This is a genomic window from Flavobacterium psychraerolatum, from assembly GCF_025960985.1.
GTDB lineage: Bacteria > Bacteroidota > Bacteroidia > Flavobacteriales > Flavobacteriaceae > Flavobacterium.
The window spans coordinates 1-26,475 of record NZ_JAOQMX010000023.1 but is presented as its reverse complement, the minus strand read 5'-3'; the positions used below and the strand labels follow the sequence as shown (position 1 = coordinate 26,475).

Genomic DNA, 26,475 nt, shown 5'->3' with positions numbered 1-26,475 from the left:
CCACACATTTAAATATTTTCAATTAAAACCCTCGCATTTTATAGCTTGTACTCCTACTTCCTTTATCTTCCTTGTATAAAATGTCTTTAAAGATTAAATCATTGATGTCTCTTAAAGCGGTATCATCGGAACATTTGGTGATTTTAGCCCACTTTTTTGTGGTCAAATTACCTTCAAAATCATTCCAAAGTAGCTGAATCATTTTTAGTTGACGGTCATTCAAAATCGTCTTTTGATGTGTCTTCCAAAATTCAGCCTTTTGTAAACTTCGGCTAATCACTGTTTCTGAGTGAATTATTGCTTTTTTCAAAATTTTAATAAACCATAGTAACCAATTAGTGCAATCTAAATTCCCTTTTTGAGTTGCCTCTAATAGATCAAAATAGCTTTTTCTATTACTTAAAACCTGAGACGATAAGCTATAACAGCGCATCGTATTATTTTCTGACTTTGCCAAAAGACTTTCTGAAATTGAACGCGCTATTCGACCATTTCCATCATCAAAGGGATGAATTGTCAAAAACCATAAATGTGCAACTGCAGCTTTTATCACTAAATCTTGACCCGTATCTTCAGCAAGCCATTTCATAAAGTCCTCCATTAAGGTAGGAACTAAAGCAGCAGCTGGAGCTTCAAAATGTATATTTTCGTTCCCAATTCCACCTGAAACTACTTGCATTGGTCCTCGTTTATCTTGCCGCCAACCCCCTACTGTTATGGGATACAAACCACTATTGCCCGTTGGGAACAAAGCAGCGTGCCAATTCAAAATTCGTTCTGTAGTTAGTTCGTCCTTGTAATTTTGGAAAGCATCCAACAATAACGCCACAAAGCCGTCAATATTTTGATTTGTAGGTTGGTTGTCATAAAATGGATCACCGATCTGTTTTGCGATGGAGGAACGTACCGCTGCTGGTTTATAAATTTCTCCCTCTATTTCTCCCGAAGAAAGTACTTCTGTTTCCAATAGTAATAGATTGGACTCATATTGCGTACTAAAACCCAATGACTCCATTTTGCCCAAAATGCGTCCTTGCAAAAAACGTACTTCGCTTAAAGGAGTCAATAATTGCTCATTATCCCAATAAAACTGAGGGAAATCTGGTCGTTGGTGGATGTATTTTGTCATTGTCCTTAAATTATGCGGTAAATATACAATTATTTACCGCATAATTTGCAGAGAATATTGAGTTATTCACCGCAGGATTGATTAGGTTATACTTAGAATTAGCTTATGTTTTGGTACTTTTCGTCATTGCGACGAAGGAAGCAATCACGAAAAGATTTTAAAAACTTGATTAGTTAGCAGCCTCAGTATTTTTATCATGTACATCCTAATTATTTCACCTCATTTCTTGCTTTCTGTATATTCAATAACATCATTAAACACTTGCCTATCTGAAATTTTATGATCCTCATAGAATTTGCGACTATCATCAAAATTTTTAAATCTCACATTCCTCTCCCCCCAAACACTCCACAATAATTTATAGTTATTTTCAGCCAAAAACCTATCTAGTAGGTCTTTTCTTAAATATGTAAACTTATGATTATTGTCGATGCTTTTAGTGTACTGTAGGTTTTGAGAAGCTAAATTACCATCATCATCATAAAGATTAAATGTTTGTGGTCTATCAGTAAGCTTTAAAAAAAATGCTAATTCTTTTGATACTATAGTCTCGTGACTAGCTTGATTTAGTACGCTTTGACTATATATCCAGCTATAATCCATAACAGGCAGTAATACATCATAGTCATCAGAAGTTAGTTCGTCAATTTCAATAAATTTAGGGTATGATAACTCTATCACTCCTTCAATTACTATTGGAGTAGGATAATATCCTTCCTCTCCTTTCTGCACTGTAACTTTTTTTCTACTTGTTTCAAAACTTATTGAAAAGACATTTTCATCAGTTGAATTTTTAATACTATATAATTCTCCTGCAAAAGCATAATCATTTGATCCAGAATCCGGCAAAAACCGCCCTCCTAAATCTTTATTTTTTAGATGTACTTTAAATTTATCATAATCATCTTCTTTAACTAAAACACCTCTTATAAATGCAAAAATTTCTCTATTTGCCTTTTTATCTTTTTGACTGATTACCCCATCCAAACAAACCCAATTTCCTTTTTTCTTATTTAAACATGAAACTTCAAGGTATTCCTTAATTAATGGTTTACCCCCATTTAAACACCATTCAACTAATGATAAATTTCTGTCTCCTAAATAATCGTTAAATACATATTTCTGGCTTTTTGAATTAAGTGGAAAAGTCGGATCAATGTCAGCGTTCGGAAATCTAAATTTATTCCAATCATTTTTAAGTAGACCATCATCACTTCTTAAACCAGCCATTTCGAAATATGCAATCCAGGAATACTTTTTCCCATATCTTTCAACATCAACTTGATCAGATCTTGACCTATAACTTTCTGACCTAATGTCACCATCAATTTTGTTAAACTGTTCTTCATTCCAACCTAAATCATATATCCTCCAATAAATTTGCTTTCTAACTTTAATCTTCTCAGGAGGATTAGAATACGAATGTCCATCTTTTACAATGCTACCAATAGTATAGTTACTAAAATCCATACTAATTGGCTCTGAATAAATCCCTCCACCTATAGTATAATCAAATTCACCTGGCTTTCGATTACCACCAAACTTAAAAGGCGCAACGGTAAGATTTATATCTTTGGTGGAAAATAAATTAGAATGATGTAATAACACAATTTCTACAATTTTTGAGGCATAATCTCTTGCAATAATGTGCGTACTTGAATACGGGGCACCTTTTTTAAAAATTAATTCAAATAAACTAATGCCTATAGCGGGAAGAGTCTTTTCTCTAAAATTTATGTCTATGTTATGTTTTGCTAGTACAATTCCATATAAAGCTGCTAAAGTTCTTTCCCAAATGTAAGGATCGTTAACTGATAAAGAATACTTTACTAACTCTAAGAATTGATCTAAATACTTTCTACCATAATAATACAAAGCTCTAGTCGACAAATCTCTAAATTCTCTATTCGTTGTCGATAAAAACCACATAGTTTTTTTTGCTACTAAATGAATTTTATCTGTTTGATAATCCATTTTAGAATTACATGCCTTTGTAAATCTGTTTAAAAAATTACGATACTCTTTGTCATAGTTACCATAATTAATTCTTATATATTCTGTCCAACTTAAATCTCTATCCGATACTTTCATTTCGAACAATAAATCGGAGAGCAAAATTAAATTTAACGGACTTTGAAAGTCTAATTCAGAGGTTTTAAAAAGATTATAAATTAACTTGTGTTTATTATTATTTGTGAAATTTTCTTTAACAATTTGAATAACAATATCTTTATTTTCAATAATTGTCTCCCTATTAATTTCAAAAATAGATTTTAACATATATTCATCCATTATCTCATTTGCACCGTAAGTATAAAATTTGAAGCCAAATTTTTTAATAGCCAAAACGCAAAAACATCTTAGAATATCATTAAATAATGGATGATAAGTTTCTCTAATTAGAAGTTTATTTTTAAATTCGTCACTTTTGACTTTCTTAATCAACTCTTCCGTACTTTCAATAGATTCCAATAATTTTTTTGCAATTAAATACCCACTTAGCAAATCATAGGTAAAAGTAATTACCTCTACATTATGCCAATCTCTGAAAATTAAAAGATCTTCTTTTTCGAAAATTAATAGCTCCTCTTGGGTGAGTACATATGCAATAGCATAATCCAAGCAAATTTCTCTTGAATTGTTGTCCCATAAACTTTTAGAAAGTTTACCTAGAATATTTTTTACATAAGTTTTATAAAGCCTACTGTCCAACCTTAACTTCTCAAGAATACTACCACTACATTTTTTTAAATATTCCTCAAAAACATCAAATAGATCTTCATTTTGAAATGAAACAGTTCTTCCTTGTTTTGTTTGGCAGAATAACTTTAAAAACAAAGGTTCTTCAAAAGCTTTTATCGCAGTTGAGGAGTTCTCCAATGTTATTTTATAATGATTAAAATACTTATTAATTGCTTCATTAATATTTTCATTAGAAAAACCATATATTTCAACTAACCTATGATTATTTTCATTTATATAATTGAAATAATCAGTAGGAAACAATTGCTCCTTATACGAAGTTCTAAAAGTTGTAATTAATAAAACATTTGGGAATGAAGTATTAATTTCATTTATTAATTCTTCTAAACTATCTCCCCAGATGGTTTTCCAATTAATAGCTTCATTAAGTCCATCAATTAACAATATAGCTTTAGTATTGTGAACTCTTCCGCATATATTTAACGCACCTAAAAAATCAGTAATACTCCATGATGCAGGTAAATCTAAAATACTTCTTAACTGCTCTTTTAAATGTAAATTAGTTGTAAAATTTTTACCAAAGACAAAAATTCCAGGTTTTCCTTTTTCTATTTGTTTTTTTATTATGTTTACTGATATATGAGTCTTACCCTTAGAGGCATTCCCACCTATATGCATTTCGTTACTTTTAAGCAAACTACATTCATCAAAAACATTTAAAAAATAATCATAATTCCGTATTGTAAAATATGGTCCTAATAAAGTATTTCTGCATTCTTTAATTTTATATTTTTGTCCTTTATCTTCTTCATTCTCTTCATTGTCCCAGTGGACGGATTTTAATTTTTTAATATCTTTATAATTGGTATATAAATCAAAAAACTCTCTAAAATGAATTTTATAGACTTGAATCTTGATCTGAAGTACTTCTGATAATCTATAATTATTTTCTAATAAAAACAATTTAATTTCTTTAAGTAGCTCAACACCATCATTAATAATAGAATGATAACTATTTAAGCCTAAAAAAAGGTTTATTTCATCATAAATTTCCTTAAACTCATATTCATTTTTCCGCTCAGTAATTTTCTTTACACCAATATTAAATTCTTTTTGAAATTGCAATAAATCAATCTTAATTTCAGCCTTTTTAATTAAATCTACTAACTCTACACCGCCTAGATGTCGTGAAACAAAATCATCTACTTCACCTTTGGTATGTAAATTATCCAAATACTTTGTTCGAATAACATTTGAACTATAAACCAAATCAAATTTGCCTTTGAACCATTCATCATCTAAAATTTTCTCAGTAAAGAAAAATTTATAGATACTAGGATGTTTTCTTAAGTAATTCAAAATTGTACTATCTCCCCAGTGCTCCAAAAAAACAGAATCACTTTGAGGTACAATCTCACTTCCTTTATATTGAAGGCTAGGAATAGAATCAAACCATTTTTTTTCTTGATTGGTCAATGAGTTTTGAGAACATAAAATCCACTTTTTTAATTTATTTCCATGTTTTCTGTAAGCAGTAGCTATAGATTTTTTTATTTGTTCTTGCCTTCCTCCTTCACTAAACCTTCCAAAAAACTTGCATTGCCAACCCCAAATATCTCCATTTGGAAGAAGCAAATAAAATTCAACACCATCACCACCTCCACTGTCATCAATACGAACAAAATCACCTTTTGAATTAAACTCCTCCATACAAATTTGAAAACATAACTCTTCAAAACATTTATTTTGAGTTGATTTGTATGGTTTTAAATTACTCCAATTGATTAGATCCATCATTTTATCATTAATTTTTAACTAAACTTATTATTAATTATTTTGACTTATAAAACATCGAAAACCTCATTAATTATTATCTTGAATAAATTTAGAATCCCAAATTTAGCCAAAAAATACCCCATACGAAAGACAAAACACATAGATGTTATCAATAATATCTTACACTTATATACTTCAATTATCCCCCAACCTCCCCCAACTCCCCGCATTAGGGATCGCAGCGGCATCCTTTTTTGGGGCTTTTTCTGCCCCAAAAAAGATATAGCGAAGAGCCCGACCGAAGGGAATGCCCAAATAATTATTCTGACTAGTCGAACATTCTATAAAATGTCGTTAAAAACCATTTTTAAACCTGCTTGGATGCCCGCTAAATGATAACAAATAAATATCTTTGCACCACTTAAAATGTAAAGATGGATATCAATCAGGAAATACTGAATGCTTACGAGGTGATTAAGGAGGGCGGAATTATTCTATACCCTACCGATACGGTTTGGGGAATTGGCTGTGATGCTTCGAATCCTGAGGCAGTGGCGAAGATTTACAAACTGAAACAAAGGGCCGAAACGCAGTCGATGATTTGCTTGATGAATGGCGACAAGATGTTGTACAATGTCTTTAAGGAGATTCCGGAAGTGGCTTGGCAGATTATGGATTTGTCTGAGAACCCAACGACTTTGATTTTGGATAATCCGAGAAATGTGGCTGCAAACATTATTGCGACTGATAAAACACTCGGAATTAGACTGGTTAAGGAACCGTTTTGTTTTAAGTTAATGGAGCGCATGAAGAAGCCTTTGGTTTCGACTTCGGCCAATATATCGGGCCAACCTACTCCTAAAAGTTTCAAGGAAATTAGTCCTGCGATTGTTAGTGGTGTGGACTATGTGGTGAACTGGAACAGGGAGCTTGTATGTGGTAAACCCTCTACGATCATTAAGTTGGGAAATGACCACCAAGTGAAGATTATTAGAAAGTAAAAAAAGTTTAAGCGCTTGATTGTTAAAGCGTTTAATCCTAAACACAAAATGTTTAAAAGTTTAAGGTTTTAAAGTGGTTTAAGGCGACTTGGAATTTTAAATCTGAAATAACAATATGAATTATACCAAAGCATTAGAGAATCCTATATTTAAAATTGTGGCGCAAGCAAGTGCCGAACTGCAAATTGACAGCTATGTGATTGGCGGGTTTGTGCGTGACTACTTACTGGCGAGACCGTTGAAGAAAGATATTGATATTGTTGCCGTAGGTAGCGGTATTGAACTGGCATTGAAGGTGTCGCAACTACTGCCAAACAAGCCCAAAGTGCAGGTTTTTAAAAATTACGGAACAGCGATGTTGCGTTATAAGGATACCGATATTGAGTTTGTGGGCGCTCGCAAAGAGAGCTACCAAACGGAAAGCCGTAACCCTAAAGTAGAAATTGGGACGTTGCAAGACGACCAAGACCGCAGGGATTTTACGATTAATGCGTTGGCTTTTTCGTTGAACGAAAGCAATTATGGGGATTTAATTGACCCTTTTGGCGGCGTGGCAGCTTTGGAGGCTAAGTCCATCAAAACACCTTTGAACCCTGATATCACCTACTCTGACGATCCTTTGCGCATGATGCGTGCCATCAGATTTGCAACCCAATTGGGGTTTGAAATTGAAGCTGAGTCCTTGGAAGCGATTTCGAGAAATAAAGACCGCATCAATATTATCTCTGGTGAGCGTATTGTGGATGAGTTGAATAAAATCCTTTCGACTCCCAAGCCTTCTATTGGCTTTTTGCTGCTATACAAAACAGGTTTACTAGACATTATTTTGCCCGAATTGACGGCTTTGAATAATGTGGAAGAAATTGAAGGTCAGACGCATAAAAACAACTTTTACCATTCGCTTGAAGTAGTAGATAATATTTGCCCAAACACAAATGATGTGTGGTTGCGATGGTCGGCTTTGCTACACGATATTGGTAAAGCACCAACGAAGAAATTCAACAAAAAACAAGGTTGGACTTTTCATGGTCATGAATTTTTGGGTGGAAAAATGGTTAAGCGAATCTTTGAGCGTTTGCACATGCCACTAAACCAAAAAATGAAATTTGTACAGAAAATGGTAGTGATGAGCTCACGCCCTATCGTGCTCTCGCAAGATTTGGTTACCGATTCGGCAGTACGCCGTTTGGTGTTTGATGCTGGTGATGAAGTGGAAGATTTGATGACGCTTTGCGAAGCAGATATCACGACCAAAAACCCTGGGAAATTCAAGAAATACCACAATAATTTTGTGATTGTACGTCAGAAAATTGTGGAAGTAGAGGAAAAAGATTCTGTTCGAAATTTTCAACCGCCAATTACAGGAGAACAAATTATGGAAATTTTTGATTTGAAGCCATCGAGAGAAATTGGAACGCTGAAAGAAGCGGTTAAAGAAGCCATTTTGGAAGGTGAGATTCCGAATGAATACCAAGCTGCTTATGATTTTGTGTTAATAAGGGCACAAAAAATGGGCTTAAAGGCAATAAAACAATAGTTTTTTACGCTATTTACATTAGACTAATAAATGTTTACATAAAACTTACTAGGACTAAATTAAGATTCATTTCACTATATAACCTTAATTTTTTATTGGTATAAATATATAATTAAATGAACAAGGCAGATAAATCAGTTATTTACTGGTTACTAACAGGATGTTTTCTTTTATTTTTGATGGTTACCGTGGGCGGCATCACTCGTTTGACCAACTCCGGTTTATCAATGACAGACTGGCATTTGGTCACCGATACCTTCCCTCCCATGACGGAGGCAAAATGGAATGTTGCTTTTGAGGAATATAAAAAGTTCCCAGAATACCAAAAAATTAATATTCATAATGATTTCCAATTGTCTGATTATAAATTTATTTATTTTTGGGAATGGTTTCACCGCTTTATTGGTCGTATTATTGGATTGGTATTTTTAGCACCTTTTGTTTACTTTTTAATCAAAAAGAAATTAGACCGTGCGACTGTCAAAAAGTGTTTTGTATTACTCTTCATGGGTGCTTTTCAAGGTTTTTTAGGCTGGTTCATGGTTCGAAGTGGACTGATTGATAATCCTGATGTAAGCCATTTTAGACTTTCACTACACCTTACCTTTGCTTTTATTACTTTTGCCTATACGTTGTGGGTAGCGCTAGATTTAATTTATCCACATCGCAATCCTCCCCAAGTAGGATTGCAAAAAATAGCGCGTTATGCTTTGGTTATTTTACTTATACAAATCATCTATGGTGGTTTTGTAGCGGGATTAAATGCCGGTTTGATTCATAACCACTGGCCATTAATGAGTGATGGACAATTTATCCACGATAGTGTTTTTATTGAGCAACCTAACTTATTATTAAACCTAACTGAAGGAAAAAGTGGTGTTCAATTTGTACACCGTACACTTGCCTATCTAGTTGTCTTTATGATTGGTTTCTTGTTTGTTAAAAGTAAGAGGAGCATGTTGCTACAAGATCAAAAAAGAGGAATTAATGCTTTGATTTTCTTGGTTTTGGTGCAATTTGCATTGGGCGTATTTACCTTATTATTAGCTGTTCCGCTTTGGTTGGGATTAGCACATCAAATCAATGCTTTCTTTTTGTTAGCAACGATGACGTTTACTTTGCATAGACTTTCTAAATAATATTAGGGGTTATGAGTTAAAGATTAAAAGTTTAGGGATAAACGGATAGAATTGTGGTTTAGCAGTTTGCATCTACTTTTACGTTACACCCTAGCACTAAAACACCTAATTTTACTTATATTTATAACTAATTGTATAAATTTACACCAGACTATATTGTCGCATTTATTTTTGTTTCTAAACATTAATGTCAAAACTTTCTGCTAAAGACCAATTTATCGATTTGTCTGATTACGGACGTCCTTTTGGTCGATTATTGGCTAATTCCTTAAAAAACACTCGCTTTACCCCAATTGATGTTACCTTATTATTTGGTCTGTCAGGACTAACGGCTATTTACTGCATTGTTGAAGGCCATTTGTATTGGGCTGCTTTTTTTATTGTACTAAAATCAATGATTGATGCCGCAGATGGAGAGCTGGCCCGCCTCAAGAAAACTCCTTCCTACACGGGTAGATACCTCGATAGTGTCTTTGATATCCTACTGAATTTTATGTTTTTTTCTGCTATTTGCTATGTTTCGAATACCCCATTTTGGGTTACGATTATCGCATTTGCCGCGCTGCAATTACAAGGAACTCTATACAATTACTATTATGTTATTTTGCGTCATAAGTCTGCTGGAGCCGACGCCACAAGTATGATATTCGAACGACATACACCAACCGCTTTACCAGGTGAAAAGCAACGAAATGTTAACTTGATGTTCCGAATATATACCTATGTATATGGCGCCTTTGATGCTGTGATCTATGCCTTAGACCCGAAAGCGTATCTTGTTTCAACTTTTCCGAATTGGTTTATGACTGTACTATCTTTGTACGGTTTGGGCTTTCAACTGCTATTGATTGCTGTTATGCTTCCGCTGGGATATGTTGAATGGATCCTTCCCTTTTTTATTGGTTATTCTTTATTATTGGCTGTTTTAATTCCGATTCGCCGTATGTATATTGAGTAGGTATTTTATTAGCAATGTATCGATGGTACGCGGATGAGACGGATTAAAACTGAATTTCTCCTTTTGCTGGTATGCCTTGTGTATGTGACGTGATACTGGTACGCGGATATAACGGATTCGCTATCGCGAAAGCACGGATGAAAACTGATTTTCTTATCTCTTTAACGGTTCATGTACTTTATGTACATGGCGTGGTATTGGTACGCGGATATAACGGATTCGCTATCACGAAAGCACAGATTTAAACTAATGTTTCCTTTTGACTATCTTGTAAATAGAGTGAACAGCTTGTGTGTATAATACGTTATTAGGTTAAAGATGTAACGGTTTCGCTATCGCGAAAGCATGGATAAAAAGTAATTTTCTTACCTCTTTAACTGTTCATGTGCTTTATGTACATGGCGTGGCATTGGTACGCTGATATAACGGATTCGCTATTGCGAAAACACAGATAAAAACTGATTTCTTCTTTTGATTATTTTGTAAATAGAGAGAACAGTTTGTGTGTATAATACAATATTAGGATACGGATGTAACGGTTAAGCTATCGCTAAACCTCGGATAAAAACTGATTTAATCCTTTGCTGCTAAGCCTTTGTATATGACGTGCTATTGGTACGCGGATGTGAACGATTCGCTATCGCGAAAGCACAGATAAAAACTGATTTTTATATCTCTTTAATGGTACATATGCTTTATGTACATGACGTGGTATTGGTACGCGGATATAACGGATTCGCTATCACGAAAGCACGGATTTAAACTAATGTTTCCTTTTGACTATCTTGTAAATAGAGTGAACAGCTTGTGTGTATAATACGCTATTAGGTTAAAGATGTAACGGTTTCGCTATCGCTAAACCTCGGATAAAAACTGATTTTCCGATCTCTATAGCGGTGTAAATGTTTTATATAAATGGCGTGGTATTGGTACGCGGATATAACGGATTCACTATCGCGAAAGCACAGATTTAAACTAATGTTTCCTTTTGACTATCTTGTAAATAGAGTGAACAGTTTGTGTGTATATTATGCTGTTAGGATACGGATGTTACGGTTTCGCTATCGCGAAACCATGGATGAAAACTGATTTTTCCTTTTGCTTATCTTGTAAATAGAGAGAACAGTTTTTATGTGTAACAAGCTATTAGGAAACGGACGTAACGGATACGCTATCGCGAAGCCTAGGACAAAAACTGATTTAATCCTTTGCTGCTGTGCCTTTGTATATGACGTATTGCTGGAACGCGGATATATAGGATTTGCTATCGTGAAAGCACAGATAAAAACTGATTTTTCCTTTTGACTATCTTGTAAATACAGAGAACAGTTTATGTGTATAATACACTATTGGGATACAGATGTAAGGGTTACGCTATCGCGAAACCTCGGATAAAAACTGATTTACTCTCTTGACTATCTAACAAATAATGCGTACAGTTCATGTATGTGACATGCTACTGCTACAGGTTTGAAAACAGATTTCTCATTACCTATTTCTTATAAAGTAAGCGAATATCTTGTATCTAAGACTTCCAATTAGGACATGAATTTAACGAATTCACTGCATTGAAAGCACGGTTAAATATGGATTTTTTAGTTCTAATAAGTTTATATGAGCAATGATTTTATATCTATGACGTATTAAAAGAACACTAAAATCATAGAATCGCTAACTTGAGAAGACCGATTAAAAGGGCCTAATTCAACGCTTTTGTTGCAAACCTATTAACAAAACTGTATTGAAAACCCCTTAAATTAACTCTTATAAAGCAGTATAAAGCACCAATTATCTAATAAATCTTCCATATTTAGCTTGTCTAATCGTCCGAAATAAAGTAAATCTAGCGTATAAACTACTTCAAAAAACCGTTCTTAAAGCCTAATTTATCTATAATTCGAACGAATATAGTATGCCTTTTCGACAAATTTCGGACTCGGATAAGCTTGATTTCTTTTCGAAATATAAGAAAACAGCGGACTGATTTAATCAACTTATTGCCAGCCATAATGTAAAAATACAGTCTCAAAACCTAAGATAAAAACTAATTATTTTTGAATTATTTTGATGATTACTTACTATTTTCACGCATAAAAAACGGCACTTTGAGGCATAGAAAAGAGCAAAAAATCTACAACTTTTTGCTCTTTTTTGTTGTTTACTGATTGTAAAAATAAGATAAAATGAATGCCTTTCAATTTACTATTACCTCATCACTTTGATTGAACAGCCTATTGCTTTAGTAGTTTCTGGTGAAGGACTTTGTCCTTTTTCTAAAGCTGCGATGGCATTTTCCAAGTATTTTTCTTTCACTTCTTTGGCGCTATCTACGTTATCATCGATGGCTCCAATGTATTTTACGACTCTGTTTTTGTCCAATAAAAAGACGTGCGGTGTCTTAGTCGCTCCGTATTGAGGATAGATTTTTTGTCCCTCATCTAGCATATATGGGAAAGCAAATCCTTTCTCTTTGGCTCTAACTTTCATTAATTCGTAGCTATCTTCGGGCTGCGCTTCAGGATTATTTGGGTTAATCGCTAACACAATATAGCCTTTGGATTTGTATTTTTTAGCCAAAGAATTGATACGATCTTCATACTTTTTAGCAAACGGACAATGGTTACAAGTGAACACAACAATAAAGCCTTTTGCGCTTTTATAGTCGGCCATACTATACATTTTACCATCAACAGATTTGAGATTAAAGTCGGTTGCGGTATCCCCAATTTTATAACCCGTTGGAGGAAATGGATTGGCCAAGCCAATAAAAAAAGTAAAAACAAACAAGAAGGAAGAGATGATTTTCATAGTGTAGTAGTTTAATTTATATTCGAATTTATGTATTGATTTAGTTCCTTAAAAGTAGCGAAATCACGCTCAACAAACACCCTTTTTTCACCTTGTATAATCAGTGTAGCGGGGATAGATCCAGACCAGTTTCGGTCTACTTTTTCGAGCCAATTATTATAGTTTTTATCAGTCAAAACCACGACTTCAGATTGCACCTTTTTACGCTTCAAAAACGGAATTAATCGGGACTGAATCTGGTCCTTAAAATCCAAACTTACAAGGACTACTTTCACCGCTTTATCCTCTGTATTCAGTTGCTCAAAATAGGGCAATTCTTTAACGCATGGAGCACACCAGGTCGCCCAAAAATTGACTACATAAGTGGTGTTTTTATTACTCAATATTTCGTTTTCCAAAGCTTGATAATTATCAAAAACGACTGGATTTTGTGCCTTAATTTGGAAAGAAAAAAGCATACATACAAACAAGAATAATGAGTATTTCATAACGACCAACGATTAATTAATTTGAGATAACAATTTACAATCTATATCTCATTTTATCATTTCAGTTAACAAAACATTATCATGAAAAAGCAAATTACAATTGAGTAGCAGTAGGTAATAAATAGATCATTTTTACCTTCAAAATTACCGCTTTAAAACTGATGACAAACTTAAAAAAAAGGTGGATTTCAGCATGACAGGGACTTCATATTTTAATTAAAGTATTACTTTATATAAAATGCAAATTACAGCATACTGAAATTAAATTTTAGTACAATTTAAAATCTGAAATTTTGCGAGTTAAAAAAATTGCACTTCCAAAAAAGGAGATTTAGTTACTAAAAATAAATTATCAAATTTAAAATAAAAAACTTACAATTAAGCAATATAGACAAAAACTATACAATAATATTAAATAGTTATTTACCAACTAATTATAAACTATTAAATAAACCATAAATTTAATTAAAAACACAAGGAAGTAAGATGCGTTTACTCTTGCAATCTTTGACAAAATTAAGCTATTTAAGCTATGTATTAGTCATAAATTGTGTTTGTTTTCAAAAACAAAATTAGAATATCTCAAATTAACAATAAGAACCAAAATCAAAGTTAGATATTAAAAAATAACTTATATACTACCCTAGTAACCTAGAGAAGTCTCTTCATTTTTTACCTTATAAAAAATGCTAATCGAGCGATATTTCAAAGGCTTTTGTCATCGTTTTTTTAGCTCAAATACAAGCCTGAGCTCACCAATTTTCTATAAAAAATAAAGACCGAACACTAGTTTATCTTGAAAGCAAATCCCGCATAAATATCCGTTTTAATCACTTCTAAAGGCTTCTTTTTCGAATAAAGCATAATTATAGAATGAAGGAATGACCCGCCTTAATTATGCGCATAAAACCATTATTAACTCGCTACAAACACTTACTCCTACGAGTCACAAATCCACCTCCTACTCATACCTAATACGCATACAAATCACAGATCAAAAACAGACCAAAGCAAGCCTAAATTTATTCATAGCAAACAGACAAAAACGAAGCAATTATTTCGAGAATAAAACAGTCAAAAACCCGAACAGTTTGAACCAAAAAAAAAGCCTGAAATCAAATTGATTTCAGGCTTTTTTTTCTGCATTATTTTCGATAAAAAAGAAGTTGGTTTTAGATCAAATTTTAGTTTACATTATTGAATCCAATTTTTGAAATCTGAGACCTTTTCTCTGGAGACAATCACCTCATCTTCTTTGTAACTTGGAAGGACAATTTTGAGTCTCGAATTGGAGTAGACCACAATCTCTTTTATGGCCGAAATCGGAATTATAAATTTACGACTGATGCGATAAAAAGTGGTGGGATCCAATTTCTGTTCGAGTTGATCCAAGGTGCCATCGATCAAATAATCTCGATTTTCAAAAGTGTGCAAATAGGTCGCTTTGTTCTCGCTGTAAAAACATTCAATTTCGTCAATAGCGATCACTTTTAGATGTTGGCCAATTTTGATGGTGAATCTTTTTTGATATTCTTTTTCCACCGAGCCACTCAACATTTTTTTTATCGTCTCAAAATCCAATTCCACTTTTTCATTTTTAGGATGACGTTCCCTGAATTTTAAAACTGCCATTTCCAAATCCTCTTCGTCGATAGGTTTCAAAAGATAATCGATGCTGTTCAATTTGAAAGCGCGCAAAGCAAATTCATCATAAGCAGTTGTAAAAATGATAGCACTTTTAATTTCGACCTTTTCAAAAATTTCGAATGACAAACCATCCGACAATTGAATGTCTAAAAAAATCAGATCTGGATGTTCATTTTGAGAAAACCAATTGACAGCCTCTTCGACCGAATGAAGCATCACCCCTACTTCGATATTTAATTTTTCTAATTTTCGTTGCAACAATCTAGCTGCCGGTTTTTCGTCTTCAATAATTATTGTTTTCAAGATAAAATTTTTAATGGTTTACTACTTGCGCTTTAGTCTCTTTCGAAAAAGCTATTCCCACTTATTGCTTTTTTCTTCGCTCATGAATTCGTTCATTTTTTTCTCTTCCCAATCCGAACCAAAAAAATAGTTCTTCCCAAAGACAGACCAGCCATGTACAAGGATTCCGATACCCCAAAATAGCGCCGTACTCCAAGTTTCCCATTTCCATAACATTTCAAATTCAAAACCGCTACTTTTTACAATTGAGATCAAAATAAAGGCATTTACCAGCGCATAAACCAACAAATGAATATAGAACCCTTTTATTCTTTTTACGCGCTTGTATGCAGCGTTATATCGTGCTTGATCACTGTTAGGATCCAAATCGTAATTATCAACTATTCTTTTATCTCTGCTCATGATTTCTTGCTTTTAAAAATTATTGCCATTGATCTCTTTTCTGATTCTGATTTTCCTTCTCCATGAATTCTTTGATTTTTCGTTCTTCCCAATCATATCCAAAAACCGAAATGAGATCAAAAACTTTGCAGGCATGAAATAGAACGCCAATTCCCCACCCCAACAAAGGCCAATAAAACCAGTAATGGCCTGGTGAAGTTATAACGTTGAGAATAAACAACCCGCTATTTACCACTACGTATGAGGTTAAATTACCGTAAAAGCCTTTGATGTCCTCAACTTTTTTTCTCGCTCTGTAATAGCGCTCTTCTTCTTGATTACTGTATTCCATGATTATATCTTATGTTTTTTAGTCGCTTCTTTTCTCAAAATCTCTTGTATTTTACGTTCTTCCCAATCGCTTCGGTAACCAAAGACTTTGATTCCGTGCATGAGAAGTCCAAATCCCCAACCACCGGCAGAAAACCAAAACCATTGGAATTGCGGCGAAAATGTCAAATTAATAAAAACCAAAAACGGAATGACGATGCAATATGAAATCAAATTCCCGTAAAATCCCTTTAATTCTTCCACTCGTTTTTTGGCACGATAATAAGCGTTATTTTCATTTTGCAAAACTGTTGTTTGAATTATCGAAATTTGTTTGGTCAAAATTGGTAAACGGACTTTGAAATGGTGTTCTGTTTTTTCGATCAAAACTTTTCGATCAGTGATAATTGCGTAGCGGTTGATGATATTTTGTAATCCTACCCCTTCCCTATTTTGCAAAACCTCTTTCTTTTGAAGATCATTTTGAACTACTAAAAATCCGTTTTCGATAAAAATTCGAATTTTCAATGGTTTTTGGGTGCTCACCACATTGTGCTTGACTGCATTTTCTAACAAAAGCTGCAAAGCAAGCGGTACCACTTTTGCTTCTGGATCTGGATTTTCAATTGTCATCTCGTATTCCAAACTGTCCTCAAAACGCATTTTGAGCAAACTCATATAGGTTTTGGCAAAGGCAAGCTCCTCTTCAATAGACACCAATTCCTTGTCTTTTTGCTCTAAAACATAACGGTAAATCTTAGACAATGAAGTTGTAAAACGCTGTGCATTTTCAGGATTTTCTTCAATCAATGAACTCAATACATTCAGACTATTAAAAAGGAAATGAGGATCGATTTGATTTTTTAAACTTTCGAATTTAGCCGAAGCTGTTCCTGCAATAATCTTCTGTTCTTTTACCTTATCTTCATTGTATGCTTTGTAGAAATATAGCGAGTAAATCCCGAGGAAAACAATAAAGGAAGTTACTGCAGCAACAATGTAATTTGAAATCGTTTCTGATTCGAAAAATGTTAAAAAACTCCTGTTTTCTATAATTACATCTTCAAAAATTCGAAGTAAAAAAATCACGAACAAAGATAAAAGCAAAGAACTACCCAAACTTATAACCAATCTTTTGAGCGTATAACTTTTATCTTTAAAAGATGATTGTAGTTTCATAAAAAGAATAGCATTACTATAATATAAAACCATCCCATACAACATGGTGTACAAAAAATTCACCTTCAAATTATTATCGAATGTTATCGTTCCGCCATTCAAAACCGGAATAGTTACCAAGACAATAAATATTAAAAACGAAATAAGAAGTGCTCTTGGGAGTTCTTTAAATAGTCTACTTGGATTCATTTTTTATTTTATTAGTGCTGTTATATTTGTTCCAGATTTTGAGTGCTTAAAACAGCAGTACATACAACGAATGTAAATACATGTGTTAAGTGTTGCTGTTTTTTTGGATGCTGCTATGCTACAAGAAGCTAATCCTAAAACATTTCTATTTCAAAAGTACTATTATTGTTGTCTCAAATAAATTTAATACTACTGAACTGTTGAAATTTCATGATGAATTGTAACAACTATAATTTTGATTTATATTTACAACTAAATACAATAATCTCCCAAGGCATTTTGCATGAGGGGTAGTAGCGGCATCCTTTTTTGGGGCTTTTTTTGCCCCAAAAAAGATATAGCGGATAACCCGACCGTAGGGCATGCCCAAATATAAAAGTAAAGAAGGATGACTGAAAAAGATAAAATGATTGTGGGTGATAGTGCTTATATAAAATACCGACGTAGAGCCAAAAATTTTAACGCAATTTAATAATTAATTATCTATAGACTATTATAGTTTTTTTTACCTGAAGGTGTATCCAAAATCACAAGGGTAAGAAATTAAAAGGAGTGGGTATAAAACAAAAAAAAACACTTACAGAAATACAACTGCAAGTGTTTTAGTCAACTTTTATAAAATTATAATCTGTGCCGAAAAATAGCACTAGTAAAAAAAACTAAAATTAATTAGTTTCCTGTTTCTTTTTGTGCGTCTTGCAACATTTTTTCATTTGCAGTAATAGCAAATTCTACACGACGATTTTTACTTCTTCCTTCTGGCGTTGCATTGTCTGCGATTGGATCAACAATCCCTAGTCCAGTAACTGTAAATCTAGCCGCTTTCATTCCTTTTGAAGCCAAATAGTCTTTTACAGCTGCTGCTCTCTCTCCTGAAAGTTTCAGGTTGTATTCAGCTGCACCAGTGTTATCAGTGTAACCAAAAATAGTAATATTTGTATCTGCATACTCTTGAAAAACTGGGATTAACTTATCCAAGTTTGCTTTTGCAGCAGCAGTCAAAGTAGACTTATTTGTATCAAAACGTACAGCATTTTCATTCAATACTAATTTAATACCCTCACCTACTCTTTCAACTTCAGCACCTGGAAGAGCTTGATCAATTTGACGTGCTTGTTTGTCCATTTTGTTACCGATAACTCCACCAGCAACACCACCAACAACACCACCAAGTACAGCACCCATAGCACTATTTCCTCCCTTACCAAGATTGTTTCCAAGAACTCCACCTAAGATCGCTCCAGCGACAGCTCCTATTCCAGCACCTCTTTGTGTTTTGTTAGTGTTTTTTACGGATTCACAACTTGTAAAAATTGAACTTACTGACATTAATAATGCCAATGTAATTACAGAAATATTCTTCATATTATTTTTTCTTAAAAATTAGTTAGTTTTTTGAAATTGATAAACAACATCTGTCATTTTCCCACCTACATTGATTTTATCAATCAATTGAAAAGAAGACTCCGTTTGATTGGCAACAGCCAATACATAACCATCTCTTACTTTTTTTGCTTTTTCACCTGCGTTCAAAACTTTCAAGACAAATTGTCCATCTTGATTTACAAACCAAGTAATAGGAGAGCTAAACGCTGCACAATTGGCACTCGTTAAATCCATTGTACCTTTATTATTGTTCGAAATAAATTTCCATGCACTCCCTTCAAAACATTTTGAGTCTGCCAATTGAAAAGAATTTACTTTGATATATTCTGATCCTGGATAGCTTACAGAGCTTATTACCCAGTTTCCTTTCATAGCAACTTCTGATTTCTTATCCAACTTAGTATTGGTTACTGAACTCGTTTTACAGGCAAACATCACTAATGACATTGCACATAATAAAATAATTTTTTTCATTTAATTTACACTTTATTGTTAAACTGGTACAAATATACAATCATAGCAATAAAATATAGTTTCAAAATTTAATTATTTTCTTCCAAAATTCAATTACGCCATTTTGTCACCCACATTACAATTGGTATTTTATTTGAGAGAAATTGAGTAACAATACAAACACACCTAAAATTATAAAATATGACAACAGGAAAAATTAATGTTTCAGTAGAAAACATCTTCCCATTAATCAAGAAGTTTCTTTACAGTGATCACGAGATTTTCTTACGTGAATTAATTTCAAATGGTACAGATGCAACTTCAAAATTAAAACACCTTATTAGTATTGGCGAAACCAATGTTGATTATGGTAACCCAATTATTGAAGTAAAAATTGATAAAGAAGGCAAAAAACTACACATTATTGATCAAGGTTTGGGTATGACTGCTGGCGAAGTAGAAAAATACATCAACCAATTGGCCTTTTCTGGTGCTGAAGAATTTTTGGAAAAATACAAAGATTCTGCAAAAGATTCTGGTATCATCGGACACTTTGGTTTAGGATTTTATTCTGCCTTTATGGTCGCTTCAAAAGTAGAGATCATTACCAAATCATACAAAGACGAGCCAGCTGCACACTGGATTTGTGACGGAAGCCCTGAATTCTCATTAGAGCCAGCTGACAAAACAACACGTGGTACAGAAATCGTTTTGCATATTGCTGAAGATTCCCTTGACTTTTTGGAAGAAGGAAAAATCAGAGATCTATTGAACAAGTACAACAAGTTTATGCCAATTCCAATTAAATTTGGAACAACGACAGAAACACTACCAAAACCAGAAGATGCTCCAGAAGATTTTGTTGCTGAGACTGTAGAGGTAGACAATATCATCAACAATACAAATCCTGCTTGGACCAAAGCGCCTGCGGATTTAACAGATGAAGATTACAAAAAATTCTACCATGAATTGTACCCAATGCAGTTCGAGGAGCCATTGTTCCACATTCATTTAAATGTTGATTACCCATTTAACCTTACTGGTATTTTGTATTTCCCAAAATTAAGTGGAGATATGCAAATGCAGAAAGACAAAATTCAATTGTACCAAAACCAAGTATACGTTACAGACAACGTAGAAGGAATTGTACCTGAATTTTTGATGATGTTAAAAGGTGTGGTAGATTCACCAGATATTCCTTTGAACGTTTCTCGTTCAAGCCTACAAGCAGATGGTGCGGTTAAGAAAATTTCGAACTACATCACCCGTAAAGTAGCTGATAAACTAAAATCTCTTTTCAATGAAAACCGTGAGGAATTCGAAAAGAAATGGAACGATATCAAAATCGTTTTGGAGTACGGAATGCTTTCTGAAGACAAATTCTACGAAAAAGCAGGTGCATTTGTTTTATACCCAACAGTAGACGACAAATACTATACGCTTGAAGAGTTGAAAGAGGCGATCAAAGAGAAACAAACTGACAAAGACGGAAAAACCGTTGTATTGTACGCTGGAAACAAAGAGCAACAACACTCTTATATCGAAACTGCAAAAGCAAAAGGATACGAAGTATTGTTATTAGACTCTCCGATTATCTCGCATTTGATTCAAAAAATCGAAGGTGACAATCAAAACCTAACTTTTGTTCGTGTCGATTCTGACCATATTGATAACTTAATCAAGAAAGACGAAACGGCTATTTCAAAATTATCTGACGAAGAGCAAACAAGTTTAAAAACAGTTCTAGAAGCTATTGTTCCTAAACAAAACTATACCGTTCAACTACAAGCCTTAGACAGTCAGTCGGCGCCATTTATCATCACGCAACCAGAATTCATGCGTAGAATGAAAGAAATGAGTCAATCAGGTGGTGGCGGAATGTTCGGAATGGGTAATATGCCAGAAATGTACAACCTTGTGGTGAATACAAACTCTGAATTGGCTACCAACATTTTGAACAATACAGACAAAACGGCCCAAGAAAGCTTAGTAAAACAAGCACTAGACTTAGCCAAATTATCTCAAAACCTTTTAAAAGGAGAAGCTTTGACTGCTTTTGTAAAAAGAAGTTTTGAATTGATTAAATAATTCCTTTCCCTCCCCTGTGAAGGAGCGGAGAAAGAATGTTGTATAGAGACCCGTAAATGAAAATTTGCGGGTCTTTTTTTTTGGAGCAAACCGAATGATTTTCATAAGAACTGCCCTCCCGCTTTCCACTGTATCTTTTTATCTGGAACTAGTATCATTACCATGTTACTAGTTCCAGATAAAAAGGATGCCGTTTCAATCGGGGCTAACTAGAATGTTTTGTATTTCAAATTTCGATTAAAAAACTAATAAAGCGTAATTAATAGCCCCAATTGAACTACTACATTTTTTATCCAATACAAAAGGACTACAAAAAATAAAAAACACTATTTTAGCACACGCTTATAAAAGCATTAGAAAAACAAAATACATGTTCGAACAAACATTCAAAAATATAGACGACCTGCTTTACAAAGATTCAGGAGCAGACAGTGAATTAGATTATATAGGACAAACTTCTTGGGTGATGTTTTTGCGTTACTTAGATGAACTAGAACAAGATAAGTCTGATCAAGCCGAATTAAAAGGCGAAGAATATACCTTTATACTAGAAGAACAATACCGTTGGCCAAATTGGGCAATGCCTAAAGATGCTGAAGGAAAACTAGACCATCACAGCGCTATGACTGGACCCGATTTGGTGCAGTTTGTTGATGGAAAACTATTTCCTTATTTGGCCAAATTTAAGCAAGAAGCAGAGTCCGCCAATACGATTGAATATAAAATTGGGGAAATCTTCTCAGAATTAAAAAACAAAATTCAATCGGGCTACAACTTGCGTGAAATTTTGGAATATGCAGACAGTCTTCCGTTTCGTGCCTCCAATGATAAGCATGAGCTGAGCCACTTGTACGAAACCAAGATTAAAAACATGGGTAATGCAGGTCGTAATGGTGGACAATATTACACGCCAAGACCTTTAATTCGTGCGATGATTACTGTGGTGAACCCACAAATTGGCGAAAAAATATATGATGGTGCAGCAGGTTCGTGTGGTTTCTTGGTGGAAGCATACGATTATTTGTACCAACGCATGGAAAAAACCACCGACAACCTCAAAACACTACAAGAAGAAACGCTGTACGGAAAAGAGAAAAAGAACTTGGCTTATGTGATTGGGATTATGAACATGATTTTGCATGGTATTGAAGCACCCAACATTATACACACCAATACACTAGGCGAAAACATACGTGACATACAAGAAAAAAACCGTTATCATGTTATTTTGGCTAACCCACCGTTTGGAGGAAAAGAACGACCAGAAGTACAACAAAACTTTGACATTAAAACAGGAGAAACCGCTTTCTTGTTTATGCAACATTTTATAAAGAGTTTAAAAACAGGTGGTCGTGCCGCTATTGTTATTAAAAATACGGTATTGAGTAATACCGACAATGCCTCGGTAGCTTTGCGTAAGTTATTGCTAGAAGGTTCTAATTTGCACACTATTCTCGATTTGCCAGGAGGAACGTTTACAGGTGCAGGAGTTAAAACGGTTGTCTTATTTTTCCAAAAAGGAGAACCAACTAAAAACATTTGGTACTACCAATTGAACCCAGGACGCAACATGGGGAAAACCAATCCTTTGAACGATAAGGACATGGAAGCTTTTGTCACCCTGAGCGCAGTCGAAGGTCAAAAACCAGAAACCGAACAATCTTGGAATTTAAAAGTAGCCGATATTGACGAAACGACCTTTGACCTAAGCGTAAAAAACCCAAACACTCCCGAAGAAGCTGCTCTAAGAAGCCCAGAAGAAATACTTGACGAAATGGTGTATCTTGACAAAGAAACCAAATCTATTTTGAATGCTATTAAAGAATTGATATGAGTGATAAAATAGAAATAACTACTATTTTAATCGAGAATAGAATTTTTACTTGTAGAGCGCAACAAGTAATGTTAGATTTTCATTTAGCGGAATTATATCTGGTAGAAACAAAAAGGATAAACGAGCAAGTAAAAAGAAATAATGCACGTTTTCCAAGCTTTTTTATGTTTCAAGTTTCGGAAAGCGAATGGGAAGATTTGCAGTCGCAAATTGCGACCGCTGAAAATAAAAATAATTTGCAGTCGCAAAATGCGACCGCAAAAAGAAGAACATTGCCTTATGTATTTACAGAACAAGGTGTAAGTATGCTTTCGGCAGTTTTAAATAGCGAAATAGCTATACAAGTAAGCATACAAATTATGAACGCTTTTGTTGATATGCGTAAAACAATTGGTAATAATTTAACGTTATTACAACTTTCTCATAACTTTACCCAACACAAACTAGAAACCGACCATAAATTTGAACAAGTTTTTAAAGCACTCGAAGCACCAAGTATAAACGACAACCAAGGCATTTTTTTTGACGGACAAACCTACGATGCCTACGATTTTGCCAACCGCTTGATTAAAAAAGCTAAAAACAGTATCGTGCTAATAGATAATTATATTGATGATAGCGTGATTACTCAATTAACCAAAAAAAACAAAAACGTAGCCGTAACTTTATTGAGCAAAACCATCTCAAAAACACTGCAACTCGATATTGACAAAGCCAACAGCCAATACCCAACTTTTAAAACTGTTACTTTTGCCAAAGCACATGACCGTTTTTTAATTATCGATAGCAACGAAGTATATCATCTAGGAGCTTCACTAAAAGATTTGGGTAAAAAATGGTTTGCTTTTTCTAAAATGGAAGTGGATTCAGTTACTATTATTAATGAAATTAAAGAGCTGATATGAGAGAAGGTTGGGGAATAAAAACATTTGATGAAATAATTTCATCTTCATTAATTGGTATTGTAAGGAATAACAAAGAGCAATCTGTAGAGTTTGCATACAGGTACTTTAAAATGAATAATATAAGAAATGATAATGGAATAAATGAAGGTTCATTTTCTTTTGTTAATGCAACAGATGAAGAAGTTAAAAAGTATAGTTTAGAGCAAAATGATTTCCTTTTTAATACAAGAAATAGTTTTGAATTAGTTGGAAAAACTTGTCTATATAAATCTAAAGATAAAGAAGTTACCTTATTTAATAATAATATTTTAAGAGTAAGATTCAAAAACTATCTTATACCTCAATTTGTAGCATATGCTTTTTCTACTTCTACTATTTTAGAAAGGTTAGAAAAAATGAAGAGTGGTACTACAAGTGTAGTTGGTATATATTACAAATCATTAAAGAATCTTCCTTTACCAATCCCACCACTACAAGAACAACAACAAATTGTAGCGATTCTAGACCAAGCCTTCGAAGCCATAGACCAAGCCAAAGCCAATATTGAAAAAAACATTATTAATGCTAAAGAATTGTTTCAATCTAAATTGAATGACATCTTTAGTCAAAAAGGTGATGGTTGGGAGGAGAAGAGTTTGAATACTATCTGTGAAGTTAAAGATGGCACACATGATTCACCAAAGTACATTGACAAAGAACTTGGAATACCTTTTGTAACACAAAAAAATATTCTTGATGATGGAATATCATTCGAAAATACGAAATTCATCAGTTTAGAAAACCATAATGATTTTTACAAGAGATCCAATGTTGCTTATAATGACATTCTATTTTCTATGATTGGTGCAAATAGAGGAATGGCATGTGTTGTAGATGACAAAAGAGTATTTAGCATCAAAAATGTTGGTTTAATTAAGTCAAACGAAAATTACAGACCAAAATTTCTTCTTTACTTTTTCAAAAGTTCAATAGCTCAAAAATTTATAGCTGAAAATTCAAGCGGAAGCGCACAAGGATTTGTTAGCTTGGGAAAATTGAGAACTTTTCCGATTCCATTCACACACATTGAAAATCAAAAAAAAATAGAATCAATAGTCGAATCTTTAAATGATTCTGTAAATTCTACAATATCAAATTACAAACAAAAACTAAACAATTTAGAAGACCTAAAAAAATCGATACTCCAAAAAGCGTTTGCAGGAGAGTTGACTAGTCCTGAAAGGACGAAGTAAGTTAAGGAGGGACGTAGTCCTTCCGTATAGTAAGAAGGAACATAGTCCTTCCTCAGTAAGTCACAAGAATAAAAACCCTGAAAGGGTGTGATAACCAGAACGCATACTAGTTATACCGCCCTTTCAGGGCTTTGATGATGAGTAGTTTTGGGTGGTAAGGGCTATGCCATAGTTTTGGGTTCATAGGGCTGTGCCCTATGTTAGTAAATGTCGCCCTTTCAGGGCTTGTATGAGGAGTAGTTTTGGGTGCATAGGTCTATGCCTTATGTGTTTAAATGTCGCCCTTTCAGGGCTTTGATGAGGAGTAGTTTTGGGTGCATAGGGCAATGCCCTATGTGTTTAAATGTCGCCCTTTCAGGGCTTAAGATACATTTCATATACTAGGCAGGACTTCGTCCTACCTTATGGAATAACATCCCTTTGGGATTATTATTAGCTAATCCCATAGGGATGAAATAAATTAGGGTTGGATGTAAACCTTCCCGCTATAAAAAAAATATGGGGCAATCATTAGTACAAAATTATGTGCATATCGTGTTCAGTACCAAGTACCGTGAAGCACTCATAAAACCTCCTTATGAGGAAGAACTTCATGCGTACTTGGGAGGAGTTTGTAAAGAGCTAGAATGCCCCGTACTCATTGTTGGCGGCTACACCGATCACATTCATATTTTGTGCATGTTGTCTAAAAAAATGGCCTTAATGACTTTGGTACAAAAAGTAAAAGCCAATTCATCAAAATGGATGAAAACGAAAGATAAGAGTTTGGCAAATTTCTTTTGGCAAGATGGTTATGGAGCATTTTCAGTTAATCCGAGTCAGGTAGATGTGGTGATAAACTATATTAAAAATCAGCACGAACACCATAGTAAAAAAGATTTTAAAGAGGAATATAGAGGAATTTTAAAAAAATATAATTGAGGTAAGCAGTTAAATTCATATCTTTAAAGTATTGAAAAACATAGAAATAATGGAAATTTTTAAAGGTCAAAATCTCATAGAGTTCTCT

General features: G+C 33.8%; 19 protein-coding genes. 9 read left to right on the top strand and 10 right to left on the bottom strand.

Translation table 11 applies throughout. The annotated features are described in order from the left end of the window. Positions 1–22 precede the first annotated feature (22 nt). Positions 23–1,129, bottom strand: a complete 1,107-nt coding sequence (locus M2326_RS09930; RefSeq protein ID WP_264619410.1) for a Fic family protein — start codon at positions 1,127–1,129, stop codon at positions 23–25. Between the two features lie 219 nt (positions 1,130–1,348). Then, positions 1,349–5,629 (bottom strand): NACHT domain-containing protein, encoded by a 4,281-nt coding sequence (locus tag M2326_RS09925; RefSeq protein ID WP_264619409.1) that lies wholly within the window; start codon positions 5,627–5,629, stop codon positions 1,349–1,351. Between the two features lie 413 nt (positions 5,630–6,042). On the opposite strand from M2326_RS09925, the gene M2326_RS09920 reads away from it, so the two are divergent. The 4 genes from M2326_RS09920 to M2326_RS09905 all read left to right on the top strand — a co-directional run bounded on the left by M2326_RS09920 (position 6,043) and on the right by M2326_RS09905 (position 10,243). Further along, on the top strand, positions 6,043–6,609 hold the full coding sequence (locus tag M2326_RS09920; protein ID WP_264619408.1) for an L-threonylcarbamoyladenylate synthase: 567 nt from the start codon (positions 6,043–6,045) through the stop codon (positions 6,607–6,609). 115 nt (positions 6,610–6,724) lie between these two features. Continuing rightward, the gene (locus tag M2326_RS09915) at positions 6,725–8,146 is read left to right on the top strand and encodes a CCA tRNA nucleotidyltransferase (RefSeq protein WP_264619407.1); all 1,422 of its coding nucleotides are present in this window, start codon (positions 6,725–6,727) and stop codon (positions 8,144–8,146) included. A 116-nt stretch (positions 8,147–8,262) separates the two neighbouring features. Beyond that, entirely contained in the window at positions 8,263–9,285 is a 1,023-nt protein-coding gene (locus M2326_RS09910) for a COX15/CtaA family protein (protein WP_264619406.1), read from the top strand. A gap of 187 nt (positions 9,286–9,472) precedes the next feature. Next, a complete protein-coding gene (locus M2326_RS09905) occupies positions 9,473–10,243 on the top strand; it encodes a CDP-alcohol phosphatidyltransferase family protein (protein WP_264619405.1) in 771 nt (256 codons plus the stop codon). A gap of 2,205 nt (positions 10,244–12,448) precedes the next feature. Here the strand turns inward: M2326_RS09905 and M2326_RS09900 are convergent. The 8 genes from M2326_RS09900 to M2326_RS09865 form a co-directional block, all read right to left on the bottom strand. After that, a complete protein-coding gene (locus M2326_RS09900; RefSeq protein ID WP_264619404.1) occupies positions 12,449–13,051 on the bottom strand; it encodes a thioredoxin family protein in 603 nt (200 codons plus the stop codon). 11 nt (positions 13,052–13,062) lie between these two features. Next, entirely contained in the window at positions 13,063–13,539 is a 477-nt protein-coding gene (locus M2326_RS09895) for a TlpA family protein disulfide reductase (protein WP_264619403.1), read from the bottom strand. Positions 13,540–14,733: 1,194 nt separating this feature from the next. Continuing rightward, entirely contained in the window at positions 14,734–15,489 is a 756-nt protein-coding gene (locus M2326_RS09890) for a LytR/AlgR family response regulator transcription factor (protein WP_264619402.1), read from the bottom strand. 51 nt (positions 15,490–15,540) lie between these two features. Continuing rightward, complete coding sequence (locus M2326_RS09885; protein ID WP_264619401.1) at positions 15,541–15,891, bottom strand: 2TM domain-containing protein; 351 nt, start codon at positions 15,889–15,891, stop codon at positions 15,541–15,543. Positions 15,892–15,910: 19 nt separating this feature from the next. Further along, complete coding sequence (locus M2326_RS09880) at positions 15,911–16,222, bottom strand: 2TM domain-containing protein (protein WP_264619400.1); 312 nt, start codon at positions 16,220–16,222, stop codon at positions 15,911–15,913. A 2-nt stretch (positions 16,223–16,224) separates the two neighbouring features. Then, the gene (locus M2326_RS09875) at positions 16,225–17,568 is read right to left on the bottom strand and encodes a histidine kinase (protein ID WP_264619399.1); all 1,344 of its coding nucleotides are present in this window, start codon (positions 17,566–17,568) and stop codon (positions 16,225–16,227) included. A 669-nt stretch (positions 17,569–18,237) separates the two neighbouring features. Beyond that, entirely contained in the window at positions 18,238–18,933 is a 696-nt protein-coding gene (locus M2326_RS09870; RefSeq protein ID WP_264619398.1) for a YiaD family glycine zipper/OmpA-like lipoprotein, read from the bottom strand. Positions 18,934–18,951: 18 nt separating this feature from the next. After that, entirely contained in the window at positions 18,952–19,428 is a 477-nt protein-coding gene (locus tag M2326_RS09865) for a lipocalin family protein (protein WP_264619397.1), read from the bottom strand. Positions 19,429–19,608: 180 nt separating this feature from the next. On the opposite strand from M2326_RS09865, the gene htpG reads away from it, so the two are divergent. From htpG to tnpA, 5 genes are all read left to right on the top strand, one after another. Further along, a complete protein-coding gene (htpG, locus tag M2326_RS09860; RefSeq protein WP_264619396.1) occupies positions 19,609–21,495 on the top strand; it encodes a molecular chaperone HtpG in 1,887 nt (628 codons plus the stop codon). Between the two features lie 370 nt (positions 21,496–21,865). Further along, positions 21,866–23,329: a class I SAM-dependent DNA methyltransferase gene (locus M2326_RS09855; protein WP_264619395.1), complete on the top strand. Its 1,464-nt coding sequence runs from the start codon at positions 21,866–21,868 to the stop codon at positions 23,327–23,329. Continuing rightward, positions 23,326–24,234, top strand: coding sequence for an ORF6N domain-containing protein (locus tag M2326_RS09850; protein ID WP_264619394.1), 909 nt, complete (start codon positions 23,326–23,328; stop codon positions 24,232–24,234). Before M2326_RS09855 ends, M2326_RS09850 begins: the two co-directional genes overlap by 4 nt. Next, positions 24,231–25,466 (top strand): restriction endonuclease subunit S, encoded by a 1,236-nt coding sequence (locus tag M2326_RS09845; RefSeq protein WP_264619393.1) that lies wholly within the window; start codon positions 24,231–24,233, stop codon positions 25,464–25,466. Before M2326_RS09850 ends, M2326_RS09845 begins: the two co-directional genes overlap by 4 nt. A gap of 498 nt (positions 25,467–25,964) precedes the next feature. Continuing rightward, positions 25,965–26,387: an IS200/IS605 family transposase gene (gene tnpA, locus M2326_RS09840; RefSeq protein WP_264619392.1), complete on the top strand. Its 423-nt coding sequence runs from the start codon at positions 25,965–25,967 to the stop codon at positions 26,385–26,387. The last annotated feature ends 88 nt before the right edge of the window (positions 26,388–26,475 follow it).

Bases quoted from the DNA above. Each gene is read 5' to 3' on its own strand.
- M2326_RS09930 (WP_264619410.1), bottom strand. From the start codon at position 1,129: ATGACAAAATACATCCACCAACGACCAGATTTCCCTCAGTTTTATTGG.
- M2326_RS09925 (WP_264619409.1), bottom strand. From the start codon at position 5,629: ATGATGGATCTAATCAATTGGAGTAATTTAAAACCATACAAATCAACT.
- M2326_RS09920 (WP_264619408.1), top strand. From the start codon at position 6,043: ATGGATATCAATCAGGAAATACTGAATGCTTACGAGGTGATTAAGGAG.
- M2326_RS09915 (WP_264619407.1), top strand. From the start codon at position 6,725: ATGAATTATACCAAAGCATTAGAGAATCCTATATTTAAAATTGTGGCG.
- M2326_RS09910 (WP_264619406.1), top strand. From the start codon at position 8,263: ATGAACAAGGCAGATAAATCAGTTATTTACTGGTTACTAACAGGATGT.
- M2326_RS09905 (WP_264619405.1), top strand. From the start codon at position 9,473: ATGTCAAAACTTTCTGCTAAAGACCAATTTATCGATTTGTCTGATTAC.
- M2326_RS09900 (WP_264619404.1), bottom strand. From the start codon at position 13,051: ATGAAAATCATCTCTTCCTTCTTGTTTGTTTTTACTTTTTTTATTGGC.
- M2326_RS09895 (WP_264619403.1), bottom strand. From the start codon at position 13,539: ATGAAATACTCATTATTCTTGTTTGTATGTATGCTTTTTTCTTTCCAA.
- M2326_RS09885 (WP_264619401.1), bottom strand. From the start codon at position 15,891: ATGAGCAGAGATAAAAGAATAGTTGATAATTACGATTTGGATCCTAAC.
- M2326_RS09880 (WP_264619400.1), bottom strand. From the start codon at position 16,222: ATGGAATACAGTAATCAAGAAGAAGAGCGCTATTACAGAGCGAGAAAA.
- M2326_RS09875 (WP_264619399.1), bottom strand. From the start codon at position 17,568: ATGAATCCAAGTAGACTATTTAAAGAACTCCCAAGAGCACTTCTTATT.
- M2326_RS09870 (WP_264619398.1), bottom strand. From the start codon at position 18,933: ATGAAGAATATTTCTGTAATTACATTGGCATTATTAATGTCAGTAAGT.
- M2326_RS09865 (WP_264619397.1), bottom strand. From the start codon at position 19,428: ATGAAAAAAATTATTTTATTATGTGCAATGTCATTAGTGATGTTTGCC.
- htpG (WP_264619396.1), top strand. From the start codon at position 19,609: ATGACAACAGGAAAAATTAATGTTTCAGTAGAAAACATCTTCCCATTA.
- M2326_RS09855 (WP_264619395.1), top strand. From the start codon at position 21,866: ATGTTCGAACAAACATTCAAAAATATAGACGACCTGCTTTACAAAGAT.
- M2326_RS09850 (WP_264619394.1), top strand. From the start codon at position 23,326: ATGAGTGATAAAATAGAAATAACTACTATTTTAATCGAGAATAGAATT.
- M2326_RS09845 (WP_264619393.1), top strand. From the start codon at position 24,231: ATGAGAGAAGGTTGGGGAATAAAAACATTTGATGAAATAATTTCATCT.
- tnpA (WP_264619392.1), top strand. From the start codon at position 25,965: ATGGGGCAATCATTAGTACAAAATTATGTGCATATCGTGTTCAGTACC.